This window comes from Paenibacillus sp. DMB20, assembly GCF_000987955.1.
Taxonomy (GTDB): Bacteria; Bacillota; Bacilli; order Paenibacillales; family Paenibacillaceae; genus Paenibacillus_AQ.
In genome coordinates, this window is record NZ_LAZU01000029.1 from 121,041 (window position 1) to 136,943 (window position 15,903).

At 46.4% G+C, this 15,903-nt stretch carries 12 protein-coding genes and 3 pseudogenes; 7 read left to right on the forward strand and 8 right to left on the reverse strand.

The window, feature by feature from the left end; all coding sequences use genetic code 11:
• Window positions 1-58: 58 nt before the first annotated feature.
• A pseudogene (locus XI25_RS34685) lies at window positions 59-304 on the forward strand (MFS transporter); the annotation flags it as partial.
• Window positions 305-394: 90 nt separating this feature from the next.
• A pseudogene (locus XI25_RS14775) lies at window positions 395-1,314 on the forward strand (SMI1/KNR4 family protein).
• Window positions 1,315-1,398: 84 nt separating this feature from the next.
• Here XI25_RS14775 and XI25_RS14780 read toward each other — a convergent pair.
• Window positions 1,399-2,588 (reverse strand): annotated as a pseudogene (locus tag XI25_RS14780) (coenzyme F420-0:L-glutamate ligase).
• A gap of 101 nt (window positions 2,589-2,689) precedes the next feature.
• On the opposite strand from XI25_RS14780, the gene XI25_RS14785 reads away from it, so the two are divergent.
• Window positions 2,690-3,577: a LysR family transcriptional regulator gene (locus XI25_RS14785; protein WP_442950394.1), complete on the forward strand. Its 888-nt coding sequence runs from the start codon at window positions 2,690-2,692 to the stop codon at window positions 3,575-3,577.
• A 26-nt stretch (window positions 3,578-3,603) separates the two neighbouring features.
• Here the strand turns inward: XI25_RS14785 and XI25_RS14790 are convergent, their stop codons facing one another.
• Both XI25_RS14790 and XI25_RS14795 read right to left on the reverse strand, forming a co-directional pair.
• Window positions 3,604-4,665 (reverse strand): endonuclease/exonuclease/phosphatase family protein, encoded by a 1,062-nt coding sequence (locus XI25_RS14790; protein WP_046679265.1) that lies wholly within the window; start codon window positions 4,663-4,665, stop codon window positions 3,604-3,606.
• 348 nt (window positions 4,666-5,013) lie between these two features.
• Window positions 5,014-5,976: a DMT family transporter gene (locus XI25_RS14795; protein ID WP_046679266.1), complete on the reverse strand. Its 963-nt coding sequence runs from the start codon at window positions 5,974-5,976 to the stop codon at window positions 5,014-5,016.
• 158 nt (window positions 5,977-6,134) lie between these two features.
• On the opposite strand from XI25_RS14795, the gene XI25_RS14800 reads away from it, so the two are divergent.
• From XI25_RS14800 to XI25_RS14810, 3 genes are all read left to right on the forward strand, one after another.
• Complete coding sequence (locus XI25_RS14800) at window positions 6,135-7,001, forward strand: LysR family transcriptional regulator (RefSeq protein WP_046679267.1); 867 nt, start codon at window positions 6,135-6,137, stop codon at window positions 6,999-7,001.
• A gap of 180 nt (window positions 7,002-7,181) precedes the next feature.
• Window positions 7,182-8,468, forward strand: a complete 1,287-nt coding sequence (locus XI25_RS14805) for a hypothetical protein (RefSeq protein WP_235439894.1) — start codon at window positions 7,182-7,184, stop codon at window positions 8,466-8,468.
• Between the two features lie 158 nt (window positions 8,469-8,626).
• Window positions 8,627-9,367, forward strand: a complete 741-nt coding sequence (locus XI25_RS14810; protein WP_046679268.1) for a Bax inhibitor-1/YccA family protein — start codon at window positions 8,627-8,629, stop codon at window positions 9,365-9,367.
• A gap of 451 nt (window positions 9,368-9,818) precedes the next feature.
• On the opposite strand, the gene XI25_RS14815 is transcribed toward XI25_RS14810, so the two are convergent.
• Together XI25_RS14815 and XI25_RS14820 are read right to left on the reverse strand one after the other, a co-directional pair.
• On the reverse strand, window positions 9,819-11,252 hold the full coding sequence (locus XI25_RS14815; protein WP_046679269.1) for a DUF4179 domain-containing protein: 1,434 nt from the start codon (window positions 11,250-11,252) through the stop codon (window positions 9,819-9,821).
• A 19-nt stretch (window positions 11,253-11,271) separates the two neighbouring features.
• Window positions 11,272-11,778 (reverse strand): RNA polymerase sigma factor, encoded by a 507-nt coding sequence (locus XI25_RS14820; protein ID WP_082112373.1) that lies wholly within the window; start codon window positions 11,776-11,778, stop codon window positions 11,272-11,274.
• Between the two features lie 245 nt (window positions 11,779-12,023).
• Between XI25_RS14820 and XI25_RS14825 the strand changes: the two genes are divergently transcribed.
• Window positions 12,024-13,058 (forward strand): M23 family metallopeptidase, encoded by a 1,035-nt coding sequence (locus XI25_RS14825; RefSeq protein WP_235439889.1) that lies wholly within the window; start codon window positions 12,024-12,026, stop codon window positions 13,056-13,058.
• A gap of 396 nt (window positions 13,059-13,454) precedes the next feature.
• Here the strand turns inward: XI25_RS14825 and XI25_RS14830 are convergent, their stop codons facing one another.
• The 3 genes from XI25_RS14830 to XI25_RS14840 all read right to left on the reverse strand — a co-directional run bounded on the left by XI25_RS14830 (window position 13,455) and on the right by XI25_RS14840 (window position 15,892).
• Window positions 13,455-14,174, reverse strand: a complete 720-nt coding sequence (locus XI25_RS14830; RefSeq protein WP_046679270.1) for a glycosyltransferase family 2 protein — start codon at window positions 14,172-14,174, stop codon at window positions 13,455-13,457.
• Window positions 14,171-14,908 (reverse strand): glycosyltransferase, encoded by a 738-nt coding sequence (locus tag XI25_RS14835; protein ID WP_046679271.1) that lies wholly within the window; start codon window positions 14,906-14,908, stop codon window positions 14,171-14,173. The genes XI25_RS14830 and XI25_RS14835 overlap by 4 nt, the downstream gene beginning before the upstream one ends.
• 78 nt (window positions 14,909-14,986) lie before the next feature.
• Window positions 14,987-15,892 carry a LysR family transcriptional regulator gene (locus XI25_RS14840; protein WP_235439890.1) on the reverse strand — a complete coding sequence of 302 codons (906 nt, stop codon included), beginning with the start codon at window positions 15,890-15,892 and terminating at the stop codon, window positions 14,987-14,989.
• Window positions 15,893-15,903: the final 11 nt, after the last annotated feature.

Genomic DNA, 15,903 nt, shown 5'->3' on the forward strand with positions numbered 1-15,903 from the left:
TCCAGGAACTCATGGATAAGGAGGTTTTTTGCGTTTTTAAGCAATAAAGAAACACCTCCTAGTAACTTCCGGTATTTTCTTCGCTACGGCTATGCTTCGTCCATCACTGAATACACAGTTATCCAAGATGGCAGGGAATGAACAAGGATATGTAGCGGGCATGAATAATGCCTATATGAGTGTAGGAAATATCCTGGGTCCGACTTTAGCGGGATTCTTATTTGATGCTAATATGTTCGCTCCATTCATAGCAGGCGGTTGTATTCTGTTTGTTGCCTTTTTAATGACGCTAAAATTAAAATAAAATGCGAATTGCGGATCGGCTGCATGCTGGAGAAGGTTGTGCCGGGAATGGTATAATTTGAAAAAGGCGTTAGAGTGGGAGGCGGAAATGATGAGAGACGAGCTTTTGGCACGGCTGGAAACGTGGCATGAAGAGGATGAATTCGAAGAATCGTAGATTCAATTATGGAGATTCCCGCGGAGGACCGAGATCATGTACTGATCAGTCACTTGGGCAGAGCCTTTAATAACCTGGAACGTTACGAAGAGGCGATTGAACAGTTCTCGATCATTGCGGAAGAGGGAAAAGATGATCCGCTTTGGAATTATCGCATGGGACTGGCTCATTACTATCTGGATAAATACGACGAAGCCCGGATATATTTTGAAACCGCGGATCAATTGGACCCGGGAGACGAGGAAACGCTGGAGTTCCTGGAGTGGATTCGGAGCAAAACCGCTGAGAAACGTCCTGTTGAAGTGCCAGCCGAAGGGCCTGTTGTCGAGTTTGATACCGATTTTGATTTTACGAACTTCTGGGATGACAGCGAGCATGCAGCGGAAACTTACATATCCGATCCTCCTACCGATGACCTGATTGCTTCCGTGGAAGAAGAACTGGTATTTAAATTGCCGTCCTTCTATATCCAAACGATGAAGCGGCATAACGGGGGAATTCCTCATAACAGATGTTTTCCCATGAAGGAAGCCGCCTCGGACGGCAAAGACCATATCAAGATTTCAGGCATTCTGGGAATCGGGCGAACGAAGCCCAAATCACTGTGCGGGGAGACAGGCAGCCGGAATATGATCGAGAGCGGGGGTTATCCTGAAATCGGCGTCGTGATTTGCGATTGCCCTTCCGAAGACGAAGTGGTGATGCTGGATTACCGTTCATCCGGAAACGACGGCGAACCTGAGGTGGTTCATGTCGACAAAAACAGCAACTACAAGATTACACGGTTAGCTCCAAGCTTCGAGGCCTTTATTCGCGGACTGGTGAACGAGGAAAGATACGACGCCATGCCGTAACATAGGCTTGTCCTGCAGGTCATCAAAAGAGGGGACGTCCCAAAAGGTCCATTGACTTGGGACGTCCCCTTTGCGTTGATAAGTTTAGTTCGTATAATTATCAAAATATCCTTGGATAAAGATAATCGGCGTGCCTTTATCTCCGCTGCCGGACGTTAAATCGGACAGGGAACCGATAAGATCGGTCAATTTTCTGGGCGTAGTCCCTTGCGCTTCCATCGATCCCACCAGATCCCCGTCTTTATTGCTGATATATTGGGATATCGCTTGTTTAAGCTCTTCGCCTCTTAAATCGGCAAAGTTATTATCGGCAAGATACTTCAGCTTTACTTCATTGGGGGTGCCATCAAGTCCAGATGTGTAAGCCGGTGATACTACCGGATCCGCGAGTTCCCAGATTTTGCCCACGGGGTCTTTGAATGCTCCATCCCCATAGATCATCACTTCAATATGTTTGCCCGTTTTTTCTTTAAGCATATGCTGGATGTTATCGACTATAGGTTGGCAATTGCGCGGGAACAGTTTAACGCTATCTTCCGTTGATTTATTGGAACCTAACAGACCGTAGGTTTCATTGCATCCGCTGCCGTCAATCGATTCGGACAAAATGTCATCCAGCTGTAAACTTTCTCGCCGCCGTTTGCTTTCAATATTTTCTTGGTTCTGAATCTCGTATGAATATCGCAAGTCAGAACATTTTTGGTGTACTCGAGAACGGTCTTGGGATTATTCGAGAAAATGACTTCGCATTCTACGCCGTATTCCTCGATTAACGATTTGTAATAATCGATATAATCAATGCCGGTAAAGGTATGTTTCTTGTATCCAAAATGTTCGCGGAATTGTCCTTCGGTTAGTGCATCGGTCCAAGGATTAACGCCTTTTTCATCAAGCATGTCCAAATCCACCAAGTGATTTCCGACTTCATCGGATGGATAGCTGAGCATTAACACGATTTTTTTGGCCCCTTTGGCAATGCCGCGCAGACAAACCGCAAAACGGTTACGGCTTAAGATCGGGAAAATGACGCCGATCGTCTCTTCTCCAAATTTGGAACGAATATCTTTAGCAATATGATCGATCGTAGCATAGTTGCCTTGAGCGCGAGCAACGATGGACTCGGTTACGGTAACGATATCTCGGTCATTGATGCGAAAGCCTTCGACTTCCGCAGCTTTTAGCACGCTATCCACTACGATTTCTTCTATATTGTCCCCTCGGTTTACGATGGGGCAACGGAGACCCCGAACGACGGTTCCAACCACTCTTTCCAAACGAATCGCTCCTTATAACATTTATACTTGTACTATACATCAATCTGATGATATAAACGAAATTAATATATCGAATAATGGATATAAGAGGTGCTTATACGTTGAACAGGTTGGATTTATATCAAACGTTTTGTATGGTAGCAAAAAATAAAAGCATTTCCAAGGCGGCAAAAGACCTCTACATGACACAACCGGCCGTTAGTCAAGCGATCATGCAATTGGAAAAAGAATTGGACACCCGGCTTTTCACTAGAACGCCTAAAGGAGTATCTCTAACCAACGAAGGCAGTCTTTTATTTGAATATGCCAATTCGGCGATGAATTTAATTCGCGTTGGCGAAGAAAGGATTTCGGAGCTTAAGAATTTAACGACAGGCGAGCTGAGGATAGGCGTTGGCGACACGATTTCCAGGTATTTTTTGCCCCCGTATCTGGAGGCTTTTCATAACCGTTATCCCAACATTAAGTTCAAGATTGTGAATGGCACGACGCTTGAGATTTGCGCCCTGATCAAATCAGGAGAGGTTGATATCGGAATATGTAATTTTCCGCTTGAAGATGCTGCATTAGAACTAAGGCCATGTGCTGATATTCAAGATATTTTCGTTTGCGGAGAGAAGTTCAAGAATATTTTATCCGGACCTGTCAGCCTTGATCAGGTGGCAAAACAGCCATTAATCTTTCTTGAGTCAAAGTCCAATTCCAGAAAATATGTAGAGGATTACATGTTGTCTAAAGGAATAAAGATATCGCCGGATTTTGAATTGGGATCACACCATTTATTACTGGAGTTTGCCAAAATAAATTTAGGAGTAGCTTGCGTGACGAAGGAGTTCTCCCAAGAGTACTTAAACAAAGGATTACTGCATGAAGTACAGCTCATTCGGGAAATACCCAAGAGAAGCATAGGCGTATGTTTTTTAAAAAGCGTATCTTTATCTCCGGCATCGGCAAAATTTGTGGAGATCATAGAAAATAAACGATCATGAGCGTTTTACAAAAATCCAATGCCGGCTTACTTCAGAATAAATTTCCCTGTAACAGGGTTATGATCACTGTTCTTGAAGTTCAGATCGTGTCCGGTAACATCAACGATTTCTACATTCGGAGATACGAGAAACCCGTCGATCACAGCGAGAAAATTGACCCCTTCTTGATACGCTGCGTCCAGCGTTCGGACTGAAGGAATGTTCGGGTCTACAGCCCACCGGAAATCTTCCGGGCCGAAGGTATCGGGGAATGGTTGCAGCCACTGCGGCCATTCTTGCTTAGAGGGAAACTTATTGTGATCGGTTCCAGGCAGGGAATGATTCCAATCTCCGCCTAGAATAAGGTAGTTGCCTTTCTCCGCTTCTTGATCGATGTAGTCCTCAAGAAAGTCAAGTTGTTGTTTGCGGATGGTACCGCCCTTATCGAACGCTGACAAATGCAGGTTGACCACCACGAGTTCTTTGCCGTTATCTACCGGAAACCTGCTCTCTATAAATGCACGATCCAGCTCAAATTGCTGGACAGGCCAACTTTCTTTGCCAGGCAGGTCGAAGCGGGTATGAGATGAGCTATGGAACGTGGACAATGTGAGTAAACCGCTTTGCACCGCACCCATCGGATGAGCCAACGGCACGGGCACCCAAGGAACCTTGTAATTATAAGCAAACGTGTCGCTATATCCTTGCAGGCGGTGGCTTATTTTTTGGACTTGATTAATATGGTTGCTGCGTGTGGAGTGAACATCTACTTCCTGAAGGATATACAGATCGGAGTGGGTGTCGCTCAGAAAGTCGGCCATGGCGTTCAGGTTGGCCTCCGTTTGTCCCTTGCTTCTTGACCGGGACATCGTTCCACCGTCCATGAAGAAATCCTGTCCCTGGTCGAGGCCGGCGTAACCGATATTAAACGTGGTGACGGTGAACGGCTCGCCATGCTTCATCATAAGACTGTTATTATTGCTTGCAAGAAGTTCTACTTTAGCTGGGGGTTTATAATCAGTTGTTGTAATATAGATTAGAAAAATGGCAAGCGCAGCAATTGCGGTCAGCATAATCGAGGCAAGCCATTTTAACGTTTTTTTGATCATGGGGTTGTTGTTTTACCTCCCGGTTTAGGAATAGTTTTTTGTGCTTTTCCATATAAGCGTTAAGTTTCCCTATTATAGTATAGTTAGTTGGTGCAATCAGCAAGACAAAATATATTGCGGCGAGAATCGTTTAAGGCAACGGCCCGGAGCTGCTGAGCCGGAAAAACAAACATGACACGCGCCGAAGTCGCGGCCTTTGCTGGCCAGGAACCCCCTTGATATGGAGTATGTTGAAAAAGTCGCGTATATACGGAAAAAGGTACGGTTACTCACAAAAAATGAGGAGACCGTACCTTTTTTTGTATATGAAATAGGTGAGTCCAATGATTCAACAACCGCAAACGCTAGCTATTGCTCTTGGACAGAAGCATAGGCTCTGCCGTGGTTAACGCGAGTGGCTTTCCTCTGGTAAGCATTGTTGCGTATGAGGGCAAAGATAATGAGCAGCGTTCCGTAAAATTCATAATTGCTGATTTGGTAGCCTTGAAGAGCCATGATAACGAATGTGGTAATGGGAACAAAATTAATAAATAAGATGCCGTTAAGCGGCGATAACCATTTAATTCCCTGATTCCAGCAGAGCAAGGCCGCTAGCCCCGGCAATAAAATCATGAAGGACATTTCATATTTTATCGAGAGGATCGTGTGCCATGCAGGAACGGGAAGCAAATGAAAGACGGAGGCAAGCGTGACGATGACGAAGGATACGGCGCTTCCCAGCAGGCAGGTAAGCGTTGAATAGCGGAGGACCGACCAATCCTTGAATCGGCTTCCGCCCATCGAATACACCACCCATCCCACAACTCCCGCGAAAATCAAAAATAAAGGAACAAGATGTTGTCCAGCCATTCTGAAAAAGGCGAATTTGCCGTTAGTGATAACTAGTAAAGCACCGATAAACGCGATAGCTACGCTCGTAAGCGTATATTTATTCGGAGCTTTTTTTGTCGTGATCCACAAAACCATAATGGAGATCATCGGCATAAGCACTTCCATAATGGAGGCGGCAACGGTACCCGGTTCTCCCATGAGCTGTTGTCCGAGGAAGATGCACATATTATAGATCGTAAATGCCATCGTTCCGAAAAACAATAAAGTCTTGCCCCTTCCCTCCAAGCGGAATGACGCTCTCCCCTCTTTCACCCACAGCAACGCGCTGAGGATGACGGCAACCACGAAATAACGGATAAACGAAAAATAGAATGGATCGATTTGCTGTAATGCGATATGCGCAACGGGAAACATAGCTCCCCAGGACATACTTGCGATCAGGCACAGCATGGACCCGATGACGATTTGTTTTTTTAGCATGTAGTATCTCTCCCTCAAGATGCTGCCATCATTGTTGTCTGTATATAACATCATAGGAGGGGGAGAATCTATAGTAAAATGATTGAAAATCAAGTTTTCTATCATTTATAATGATGCCTGGCAAGAGAGAGGTAGATGTATCGAGAGGAGATGTTGGATTGGAGTTTAATGATTTGAAAATTTTTCAGACCGTCGCTAAATATGGAAGCGTCAGTAAAGCCGCTCTGGAACTCAATTACGTTCAATCCAATGTTACGGCCAGAATCAAGCTGCTTGAGAAAGAGCTTCGGACGCCATTGTTCTATCGGCATAAACGAGGGATGACCTTAAACCCGGAAGGAAAGCGGTTGTTGGAACAATCGAGGGAGATCTTGTCGGGAATAGAGAAAATGAAACGCACATTCCTGGATACATCCAACCCCTCCGGCGTCCTGGAAATTGGCATTGTGGAGACCGTGATGGCTCTTCCGGATATTTTAGCTTCTTATTATAGTAAATACCCCAATGTTGAATTATCCTTAAAAGCCGGAGTTACCGATCTTTTGGTCCAGCAGGTAATTGATATGAAGCTGGATGGAGCCTTTGTTACTGGGCCTATCAAGCATCCATTGATCGAACAGGTTGAGGTTATTCAAGAAAAGCTGGTACTTGTAACCAAAGGTAAAACCTTTTCCATAGAGGAAATGACAAAAAAGCCGTTATTGCTATACAAAAAAGGCTGCGGGTATCGCGAACGATTGGAAAGCTGGATGAAGGCGGAGGGGATTGTCCCTAAACAGATCATGGAGTTTGGAACGTTCGGGACGATTATAGGCAGCGTAGCTGCAGGAATAGGAATCACGATTATCCCGGAATCCTCCATTGCCGATATGGTTGCCAATGGCACGGTTTTTTGCCACGGCCTACCTGAACCTTATCATGAAATCACGACTATTTTTATTCGGCGAAAAGATTCATATGTAACGAGTACATTACAATGCTTTATGGATGAAATTGTTGCTCGAACCAGACTGGAACCTGAATGATCGTGTATGTAATTCATACCGCTTCAGTACCCAGAGAATATTTGCACGAACAAGAAAATGCACATGATTAGAAAACCCAAATGGATTTCATTCAATAGTCCTATTGCCGCAAACCATCTGAGTTGTTAATCTTGACGTAATCATTTTCCATTTTACGGGAGGAGTGGTTTACGCTTGTTCGTGCTTAGGAAAAATAAACTAGCCTTTACGGTCATAAGCTTTGTTATGCTGGCAGCAGCGCTGCTGTTCTTCACATCGTCCGTTGAGGGCGCAAGCAGCAAGAACGAGGGGAACTCCTCTTCGCTCAGAGGGTTTTATGCCAAATGGGAGCTGGATGTTTCGGGGCTGAAAGGCTGTTCATCCTTGTGCTGGGATTATTATTATTTTGTCAATGACAAACAGGTGGCAACGAAGTTCCCCGACGGCGGAATCGACGCGCTCAATTGCAGCAAAGATAAATGTTTGACTTATAAGATCAAAGGCAACCGGCTGGTGCTAAGTAACGGCAAATCGTATCCGTTCAAGGTGAAATCCGCTACGGAGCTGGAAATTGACGGGGATAAGTATACAAAATATAAGCCGTCCAGCGGATTGAAGCTGGAAGGCAAGTACGAGTCCAGCAGCTATACGTCCACCCCGCTCGGGGGAGGCTTGGCATCGTCCATGACGTATGTTTTCCGCAAGGACGGCACTTTTTTTGACAGCAAATTTACGGGCTATACCACCGACGGTTCAGATAGCGGCGATAATTCCGGCGTTTCGACGGTCACTCAATCGGAGAAGCAAACATCGGGAACCTACACCATCGTCAATTACACGCTACGGCTTAAGTATAAGGATGGAACCATAAAGAAGGTTTTGTTTTTCCTGCCCGAACAGCCAAGCCTGAAAATGCTGCGCATCGGTGCCCGCGATTACCTGCTTCAAAAGGCGGATGGAACGAATGACGGCTCCGGTTCAAAGCCGGCCGAACCCTATCAGGATAAACTAACAACCGATAAAATAGCGAAAAAGCAAGTGCTCGCCACCTCGCGGATCGAAAAGAGCCGACAGATGGAGAATATTCAGATTACATTGAAGGGCTACCAATGGGCGAAGCTGACGATCGATCCGAAGTACAAGGATTTGTTCGTAGGTTTTGGCGATAAAGGCATCGTAGCGTTGACGGCCAAATACCGGATCGATAACGAGTCGGAACAGTCGGTAAACGTGAACAGCCTGAAGGTGACGCTTGAACTGCCTGATTCCGATCTCGGTATATTGGAAGCAAGCCCGCTGGCGCCTAAGGTGAAGGATGAGCTAAAGCCGGGTGAAGGCGTGGAGCGGATGTCGGTCATTCTGCTGTCTATGGATTACTTTGACGGCAATAAAGATTTCGAGCTTGCATTTGGTCCGCTTAACAATCTGGAAGGCAAGGATGTGTTCCAGGGCAATTGGCTCGGATTTAATATTTGGAAAGATCTATAATAACTTGCTTCTTGCTGGGTTACAAGCCGGCAAGAAGCTTTTTTTTCGATGGCTTGAGCGCTTATTTTGATTAATCATACTGAAATGACATTTTTGTATATCCTAAAATATCCCAACATATGCTAGAATGAAAATAAAAAGTTGGGGAGGCAATGAATTTGATAGGTCGCAGCGGAAATCCGACGCTCAACGAAAAAACGTTTGAGCGGAGCGGACATTACAACGGCCAGGAGACCATGACCATCGGCGGAACGGTGAACAAATCGTTCATGCTGCTGGCGCTGCTTATAGGGGCGGCGGTTGTATCTTGGGCTATGTTTTTCAATGGGTACGATATATTCCCATACATGATCGGCGGCGCGATCGGCGGCTTGGTTCTGGTGCTGATCATCAGCTTTAAGCCAACGACGGCACCGTATTTGGCACCGATCTACGCGATTGCGGAAGGTTTATTCGTAGGGGCTTTATCGGCTAATTACGAATCATTATATTATGGCATTACCCTGCAGGCGGCTTTGCTGACGATGTGCGTGTTCTTGGCTATGCTGCTCGCGTACAAGACGGGCCTGATCAAAGCAAGCGAAGGCTTCAAGAAAGGCATCTTCGCAGCTACGCTGGGAATCGCGCTTGTATATGTGCTTAGTTTCGTGCTCGGTTTGTTCGGTGTGACGGTGCCGTATTTGCACGACAGCACTCCGATCGGAATCGGGATTTCGATTGTTATCGTGATTATTGCCGCCTTGAACTTCGTGCTGGACTTTAACTTCATCGAAGAAGGGGCCGCACAGGGCGCTCCGAAATATATGGAGTGGTACGGCTCTTTCGGTTTGCTGGTTACCCTCGTATGGCTGTACATCGAGATTATCCGTCTGCTGGCCAAGCTGGCGAACCGGGACTAAGTTAAATTCGTACACTTATAAAAAAGCTGTCGAGTTTGAAGTGGCCCCCAAAAGTTAGACAAGGTTATTTCATCAGGCAGCTTTCTCAAAATGAGTTCGGTATTGTAGTATTGTACCGAACTCATTTTTGTTTTTACCAAGAAGAAGCTGGGACGCTTCAGTCCGCGGAGATAGCTGTACGAGTCCATCACCGGATATTTACGCCTCGGTTCCGAGACGACTTGTGCTTTGTCCTGTTTGAGAAGGTGGTTTTCGATTGCTCATGTTTCTGCCTTGTACTAACATTTAAAAGCCCCATCCAATAATCACTTCATGAAGTGATTGGGATGGGGCTTTTCTGTTATGCCAAGTGGATGAAAAGCCCTTGTCACCCTCCTGGCTGAACCCTTTGTTTATCCGCGCGTCCTAACCTCTACAGTTATTTGTCTATCTACATCTAACCGGACGACACCTATTGTTTCGCAATTAACTCGACGCTCTGCGTATCCATCACCGGAATCCAGTATTGTTCCAACTTGATGGTAAGGGGCTGCGGATAATCTAGCGCCTCTTTGCCGAAATTATAAGTTTTTTCGTCTCTGAAAGTATCCTTTGATCTAGTTAATCCGCCATGACTCAAGTTTTCCGACGGTAACCTTTTATGTGTTTCTCCGTTGGCATCCGTGAAGCTGTCATCCAGCGACATGTCGAAGCTTTCCACGGCCTGAACTTTTTCAAGCTTGCGTTCCAGAAGAATCTCTCCTTCCCCCGCTTTTTCACCAGGCTCAGGCGTAATGATACGCAGAAGATCATCCGGCGCTTCAATAATCTCTTTTTTCTTCAAATCAACCACAATCTTTAATTGATCCTTGTTCACGGCGGAAATGCCAAATGCCTTTAAAGAAGCTGTATCCGGCCGCTTAAGCCGGCTGTGCCTGTAAACCAGCGTTGTTTTGGATTTATCCTTTAAAATCTCGGTCGGATAATAGATTTTTTCGCTTTGATCCCCGCTTTTACCGACTAGAACCGGATTGATCAAATTAAAAATCTGCTTCTCATTGGCCGGATCGTATTCCAGATCCACATAGGTTTGGAGCGGTGTATAAAGCAATTGGCGCACCTTGATGTTTTGTCCTGCTATGGTTAATGTTTGGTCCGGGTAATAAGCGCGCTCCTTGTCTTTCAGCATATTGGTGTCGAGATCAAAATTAACGTCAACCTCCTCTAGATACTTGTTGGCCGCTCTTCCCCATATTTTAATGCTGAGCTTCGCGTCCTTTTTGTATTGGGCGGTCGGTGTTAGATTCGTCGAGTACACAAAGTAGCCCGTGTCCCCCGGCGGAATTTCATTGCCGTTATCGAGATCGAGTGCAGCTATCGACTGTGCCCTTTGAGACGGCGGCTTTACACCTCCGAGTTCAAGCGAGCTCACAACAGGATCGGCACCTTTGTTCGTATGGTTTTGCACGCTATACAAGATATATGCGTTACGTCCATCCGCAACAGCGCCCACCACATCGATGCGATAACCGTTTTTCTCTACGCCCAGATTGACGGGTTTCACAAGACCTTGCTCCAGTGCTGCCGCAAACCCCTGGTCTCTAGCAGCGGCTTGGCGGAACAATTCAATATCGGCAACGCTCTTGGGACTGGCCGTTTGTACCAATGTTTCATTCCCGGCCATTTTCGGAAATCCCGTAAAAGAAAATATAATGAACACCGCGGCTGCTGCAGCCGCTATCGCTGCTGCCCCATATGAATAGATACGCCTCATTTCGCGTTTCCTCCCTTTTGTAATTCCTGCCCTTACAGCATTTGCAAGCTTCATATCCCGAATCTCTTCGGCCTGTTTTTTGACAGCATCGGAATCCGTCATCAGAACGCGTTCTTCTTTGTCCAACATCATTCGCGCGCCTCCTTTAACTCTACATAAAATTACGAAGCTGCTTCAGGCCTTCCCGCAGCCATGTTTTAATCGTTCCTTCCGGTCTTTTCAGTACCTTGGCGATTTCCGCCGTCGTCATGTCCTGGTAATATTTCAGCATGACAACATGCCTATATTTCTTTTTCATCCGCTCCATCGCCCGTTCAAGGTCGATCCGATCACTGCTTTTCATCTCCTGTACCGCTTCTTCTTTTATCTTTTCCGAAGGGTGCACGCGTTTTTTGCGCCGGAGCTCGTCCATGCAGCAGTTGATGGTAATCCGGATCAGCCAAGACGTAAAAGCCTGCTCGTTTTTCAGCTTTTTGCGTTTCATCCAGGCTCTGCAGGATGCTTCCTGTACAGCCTCCAATGCGTCCGTCTCGTTTCGCAGATAACTGAAGGCAATTGAATATAATCTGCGCTGTTCAGCCGACAAGTACCTGAAAAATGTTTCTTCGTCCATCTGATATGTATCGGCAAGATGAATATCCTTCATCGTCTGATCCATCACCCCGCCCCCTTTCTTGATGCCATCACACTTAGATCCATGTGTTTCAATAGCTATTTTCATAATGTAAGACGTGGCTCACCGTAAAATAGATTGAAATTTTTTTATAGGAATTTATTTTCTCGAATAGTTCAAGCGCAAAATTAAGCTTCTGATAAGGTGAAGATTAGAGGCTGTTAAGGTCCGTTGCTTAGACTAAAAACAGAACATATAAAAGAGAATCATGCAGGAGGGGATGGAAACGAATGGAATTCAATACGATGATGAAAACGGGCATTTTGTGCGCACTCGTCTTCGGAGTGGTAACCGGGTTCAATGGTGTTAAAGAAAACAACACCAATGAAAATGCACTTTTACAGAAAGTAAGTGGTACTGGGAAGCACCCCGCCACTACTTCCAGCACACCTAGCCAGCCAGAGAAACGAATTACAGCCGAACGGTTCGGTCAAGTCTTCCTTGAAGGGAAATTCGGGCAGATCTACAAACAAATGAGCGAAAGCTTCCGAAATAAAGTATCGGAGGATGAATTGAAAGCAATAGGCACCAAGTTCAATCAAGGCGTGAAGTCTTATGCGAAGCAGTCCGAAATACCTTCAGGCAAAGGGATAACACGTTATATATGGGTGGACGATCAGAATAAAGTAGGGATCATTAATTTAATGGATAAAAAGGGGACCATCACTGGCCTCCAGATCATCCCGCTGCAACCGCATCCGGAAACAGATGAAAAACTAACGAAAACCGCGTTTCAGTATCCTTTTCGAGGAGAATGGTACGTAGGCTGGGGTGGGACGAATGAATTGGTTAATTACCACTATGCCTTCGAGAGCCAGCGCTACGCTTATGATTTGCTTATCGAAAAAAATGGCCGAACCTATAAAGGTGCCCCTGAGAAAAACGAGAGTTATTATGCGTTCGGCCAAGAAGTTCTTGCGCCCGCCGCGGGTAAAGTAGTCCGCGTCGTTAACGATATTCCCGACAACGAGCCTGTCGGACAAATGAATGCCAAACAACCGGAAGGCAATTATGTTGTGATCGATCACGGCAATAAGGAATACGGGGTACTTCTTCATTTCCGCAAAGGGTCGATCCGAGTCAAGGTTGGCGATCAAGTAAAGCAGGGTGATGTGCTTGGCGAATGCGGCAACTCCGGGAATTCAAGCGAAGCTCACATTCATTTTCAAGTATCGGATGGTCCCGAATTAGACAAGGCTAAATCGCTGCGCATTCGGTTCGCTGACGGCCGCAATCCGGTTCAAAGCGAACGCATCAAGCCTTAAATAGTGCCAAGGCAATTGCACCAAGTCACAACCATCTAGGTTTTAGGGAAATGGAGAATCAGCGCGGCCGTAAAGAGGAATCGGAAGAAAGCCGGAGGTATTATTGCCTGAACACTTAGCCAAGCAGCGTAGTAAATGCAGCCAATAAACCCATTGGAATGACAAGACCGAATTCACCGCTCAGAAACAGAATTTGACATATAGCAATCAGAAGGTTGAATAAGCCCAAATATACCGACAAAAACCATAGATACTAATGACGTAAATCTCCCGGATATGCTGGAAGCATTTCATGTTGTCTCAGGAGGCAGCACAAAGGGCCTCAGTCATGACGACTCAGGCCCTTTTTTTCTATCCGTTTTTGTTGCTTAGCAAGCCAAATCCAAATCAAACCTCTTACCCCCGGCTCACAAATCTTTTGATATTATCGGCTCTCACTACTTTAACTCCCCTTGCCAGCAGATTATGATCGCTTACGATCCAGGTATGATCCTTCGAATTTTTTCTCCGGATGGCGGCAAAGTAACGCGGATTGCCCGCATAAATCTTAAAGCCTTTGGCCAGGCTGTCGGAGCAAAATTTTACGCATTCGCCCCGAGTTTGATTGGGGAAGCGGACCTTGCTGAATACGCGCTTTTTTACGAGCAGGGTTGCTCCTTGGACCATGGAAACATATTGATCGGCCTTTTGGTAATAACGGTGCACGAGCTTTTTTTTACCGCTCAGGTACATATAGTGGGCTCGTTTGCCTACGATATCGGCCTTTGTCTTTGACATGAGCCGCATGCTGTCGGCTAAATAGCCGGGAGCATAATAATCGTCGTCATCGAACTTTGCGATATAGTTGTATTTGGATAACCGAACCCCATGATTAAGGCAGCGGCCAAGCGATACATGATCCGGTAAGCTGAATATTCTTACGTTTTTATATCGCTTGGCCGCCTGTATATACTCCCTCTTCTTCAGACTGTTATTGTTTAAGATGACGATCAACTCTTTATTCGCATAATTTTGTCTGCCGTAATTGTGAAAAAGGGTCTCCATACAGTACCGCCGCTTGGTGCATGTAATGATGGATACGGCATTTTGGCCACGGGAGATATCCGGTGTTTTCATGATTGAACACCCTTTGGCTTTCCTTGTACGAATTTCTTGTAATCCTTTACGTTCGGGATGATTTTATGGTGCGCCAGCAGTTCTTGATCGCTGATGATCCAGGTATGGCCGGATGAATTTTTTCTGCGTACGGCGGCAAAATGGTATTTACCCCCGGAATAAACTTTGTACCCCTTCCGCTTGCTCCGTATGCAAAACAGATCATCCTCCCCAACGTTCTTATCTGGAAATTTAACTTTGTTGAACACGCTCCGTTTAAAGATGAGCGTGGCGCCGGGAAGTTTGGTAACGGGCCGATTTTCATCTTGCGGAAACCGGAGGATGAGCGTTTTTGACCCGCGTAAATACATGTAATGGGCACGCTTGCCCAAGACGTCGGCATGGGTTCTCTGAAAAACCTGCAAGCTGTCTTTCAAATAATGGGGAGCGTAATAGTCATCATCGTCAAACTTGGCGATGTAGCTGTATTTTGTTTTCTTGATGGCATAATTCAAGCAAGCGCCGAGAGAGTAATGTGCCGGGATCCGAAAAACTTGCACGTTGCGAAGCTTTTTGGCTAAGCGTTGATAGGGTGCCAGAGGTATTTTATTGTCATTGACGATAATGATGAGTTCCTTTTTTGCATGGTTTTGCCTTCTGTAATTGCCAATCAGATGATTTAAATAACCTTTCCGATTCGTGCAGGTGATAATGGAAACTCCCTGCTGTTTAGCGTTTCCTGGGCCGGCTTCCATTACTTCACTCCCTTTACCCGTAAATTCTATCTTTCTCGCTCTATAATATGAAAATGACAGGTAAGAGGAACGGCATATCTACCGATCCAATGAAATACAAGAGTTTCCTTGGAGAGTATCCAGAAATGCTTTCATCTGTGAGGACAGCCAACGGTCCCGGTGATAGCAGGCATACACGGATCGTCGGGGGAACGAGCCGGGCAATGGAAGCAAGGCGAGCAATCCCCGTTCCACTTCATCCGCGACCGACATGCGGGAAATGAAAGAGATGCCTTCGCCCAGCATGACGGCCCGCTTAATGGCCTCGAGCGAATCCAGCTCCATTCCGATCCGGAGCCGAAGGCCGTAATTTGCCGCCCATTGTTCCGTCATCTGGCGAGTCGTGGATTCGGTGCCGTGATATATAAAACGTTCCGAGGCAATCGCTTGCGGGTCGATGGCGGGCTGACCCGCCAGAGGGTGGTTAGCCGGCAGGGCGATCCCGAGTTCATCGTCGCACACGGCGATTTGGTGGAGCATAGGGTCCTCAAAGGGCTGCGAGGAGATGAAGCCGATATCGATACTGTGGTCGAGCAGCATACTTCGAATCGCAGGCGCCGGTTTGATGAACATGCGGAACGTGATGCCGGGATACGTCTCGGAGAAGCGGTTCATCAGGTCGGGCAGGATGTACGTGCCGGGCACGTAGCTGGCACCGATCGTCAACGTTCCCTTTCTCATGGTCCGGTATTCCTCTACGACACGGTGCGCTTCCTGGGTGAGCGCTTGAATTTTCGACGCATAGTGAAGCAGCGCGGTCCCCGCATCGGTCAACAGCACCTTCCCCGTCCGCATTTCAAAAAGCTGTACCCCAAACTCTTTCTCCAGGCTTTTCATATGAAACGTGACCGTAGGCTGACTGACGCCCATGGCATCCGCAACCGCCGTCACCTTCTTGTACTTGGCGATCAGCACGATGACTTCCAGTTTCACTAAATTCATCATCCACTCCTCCT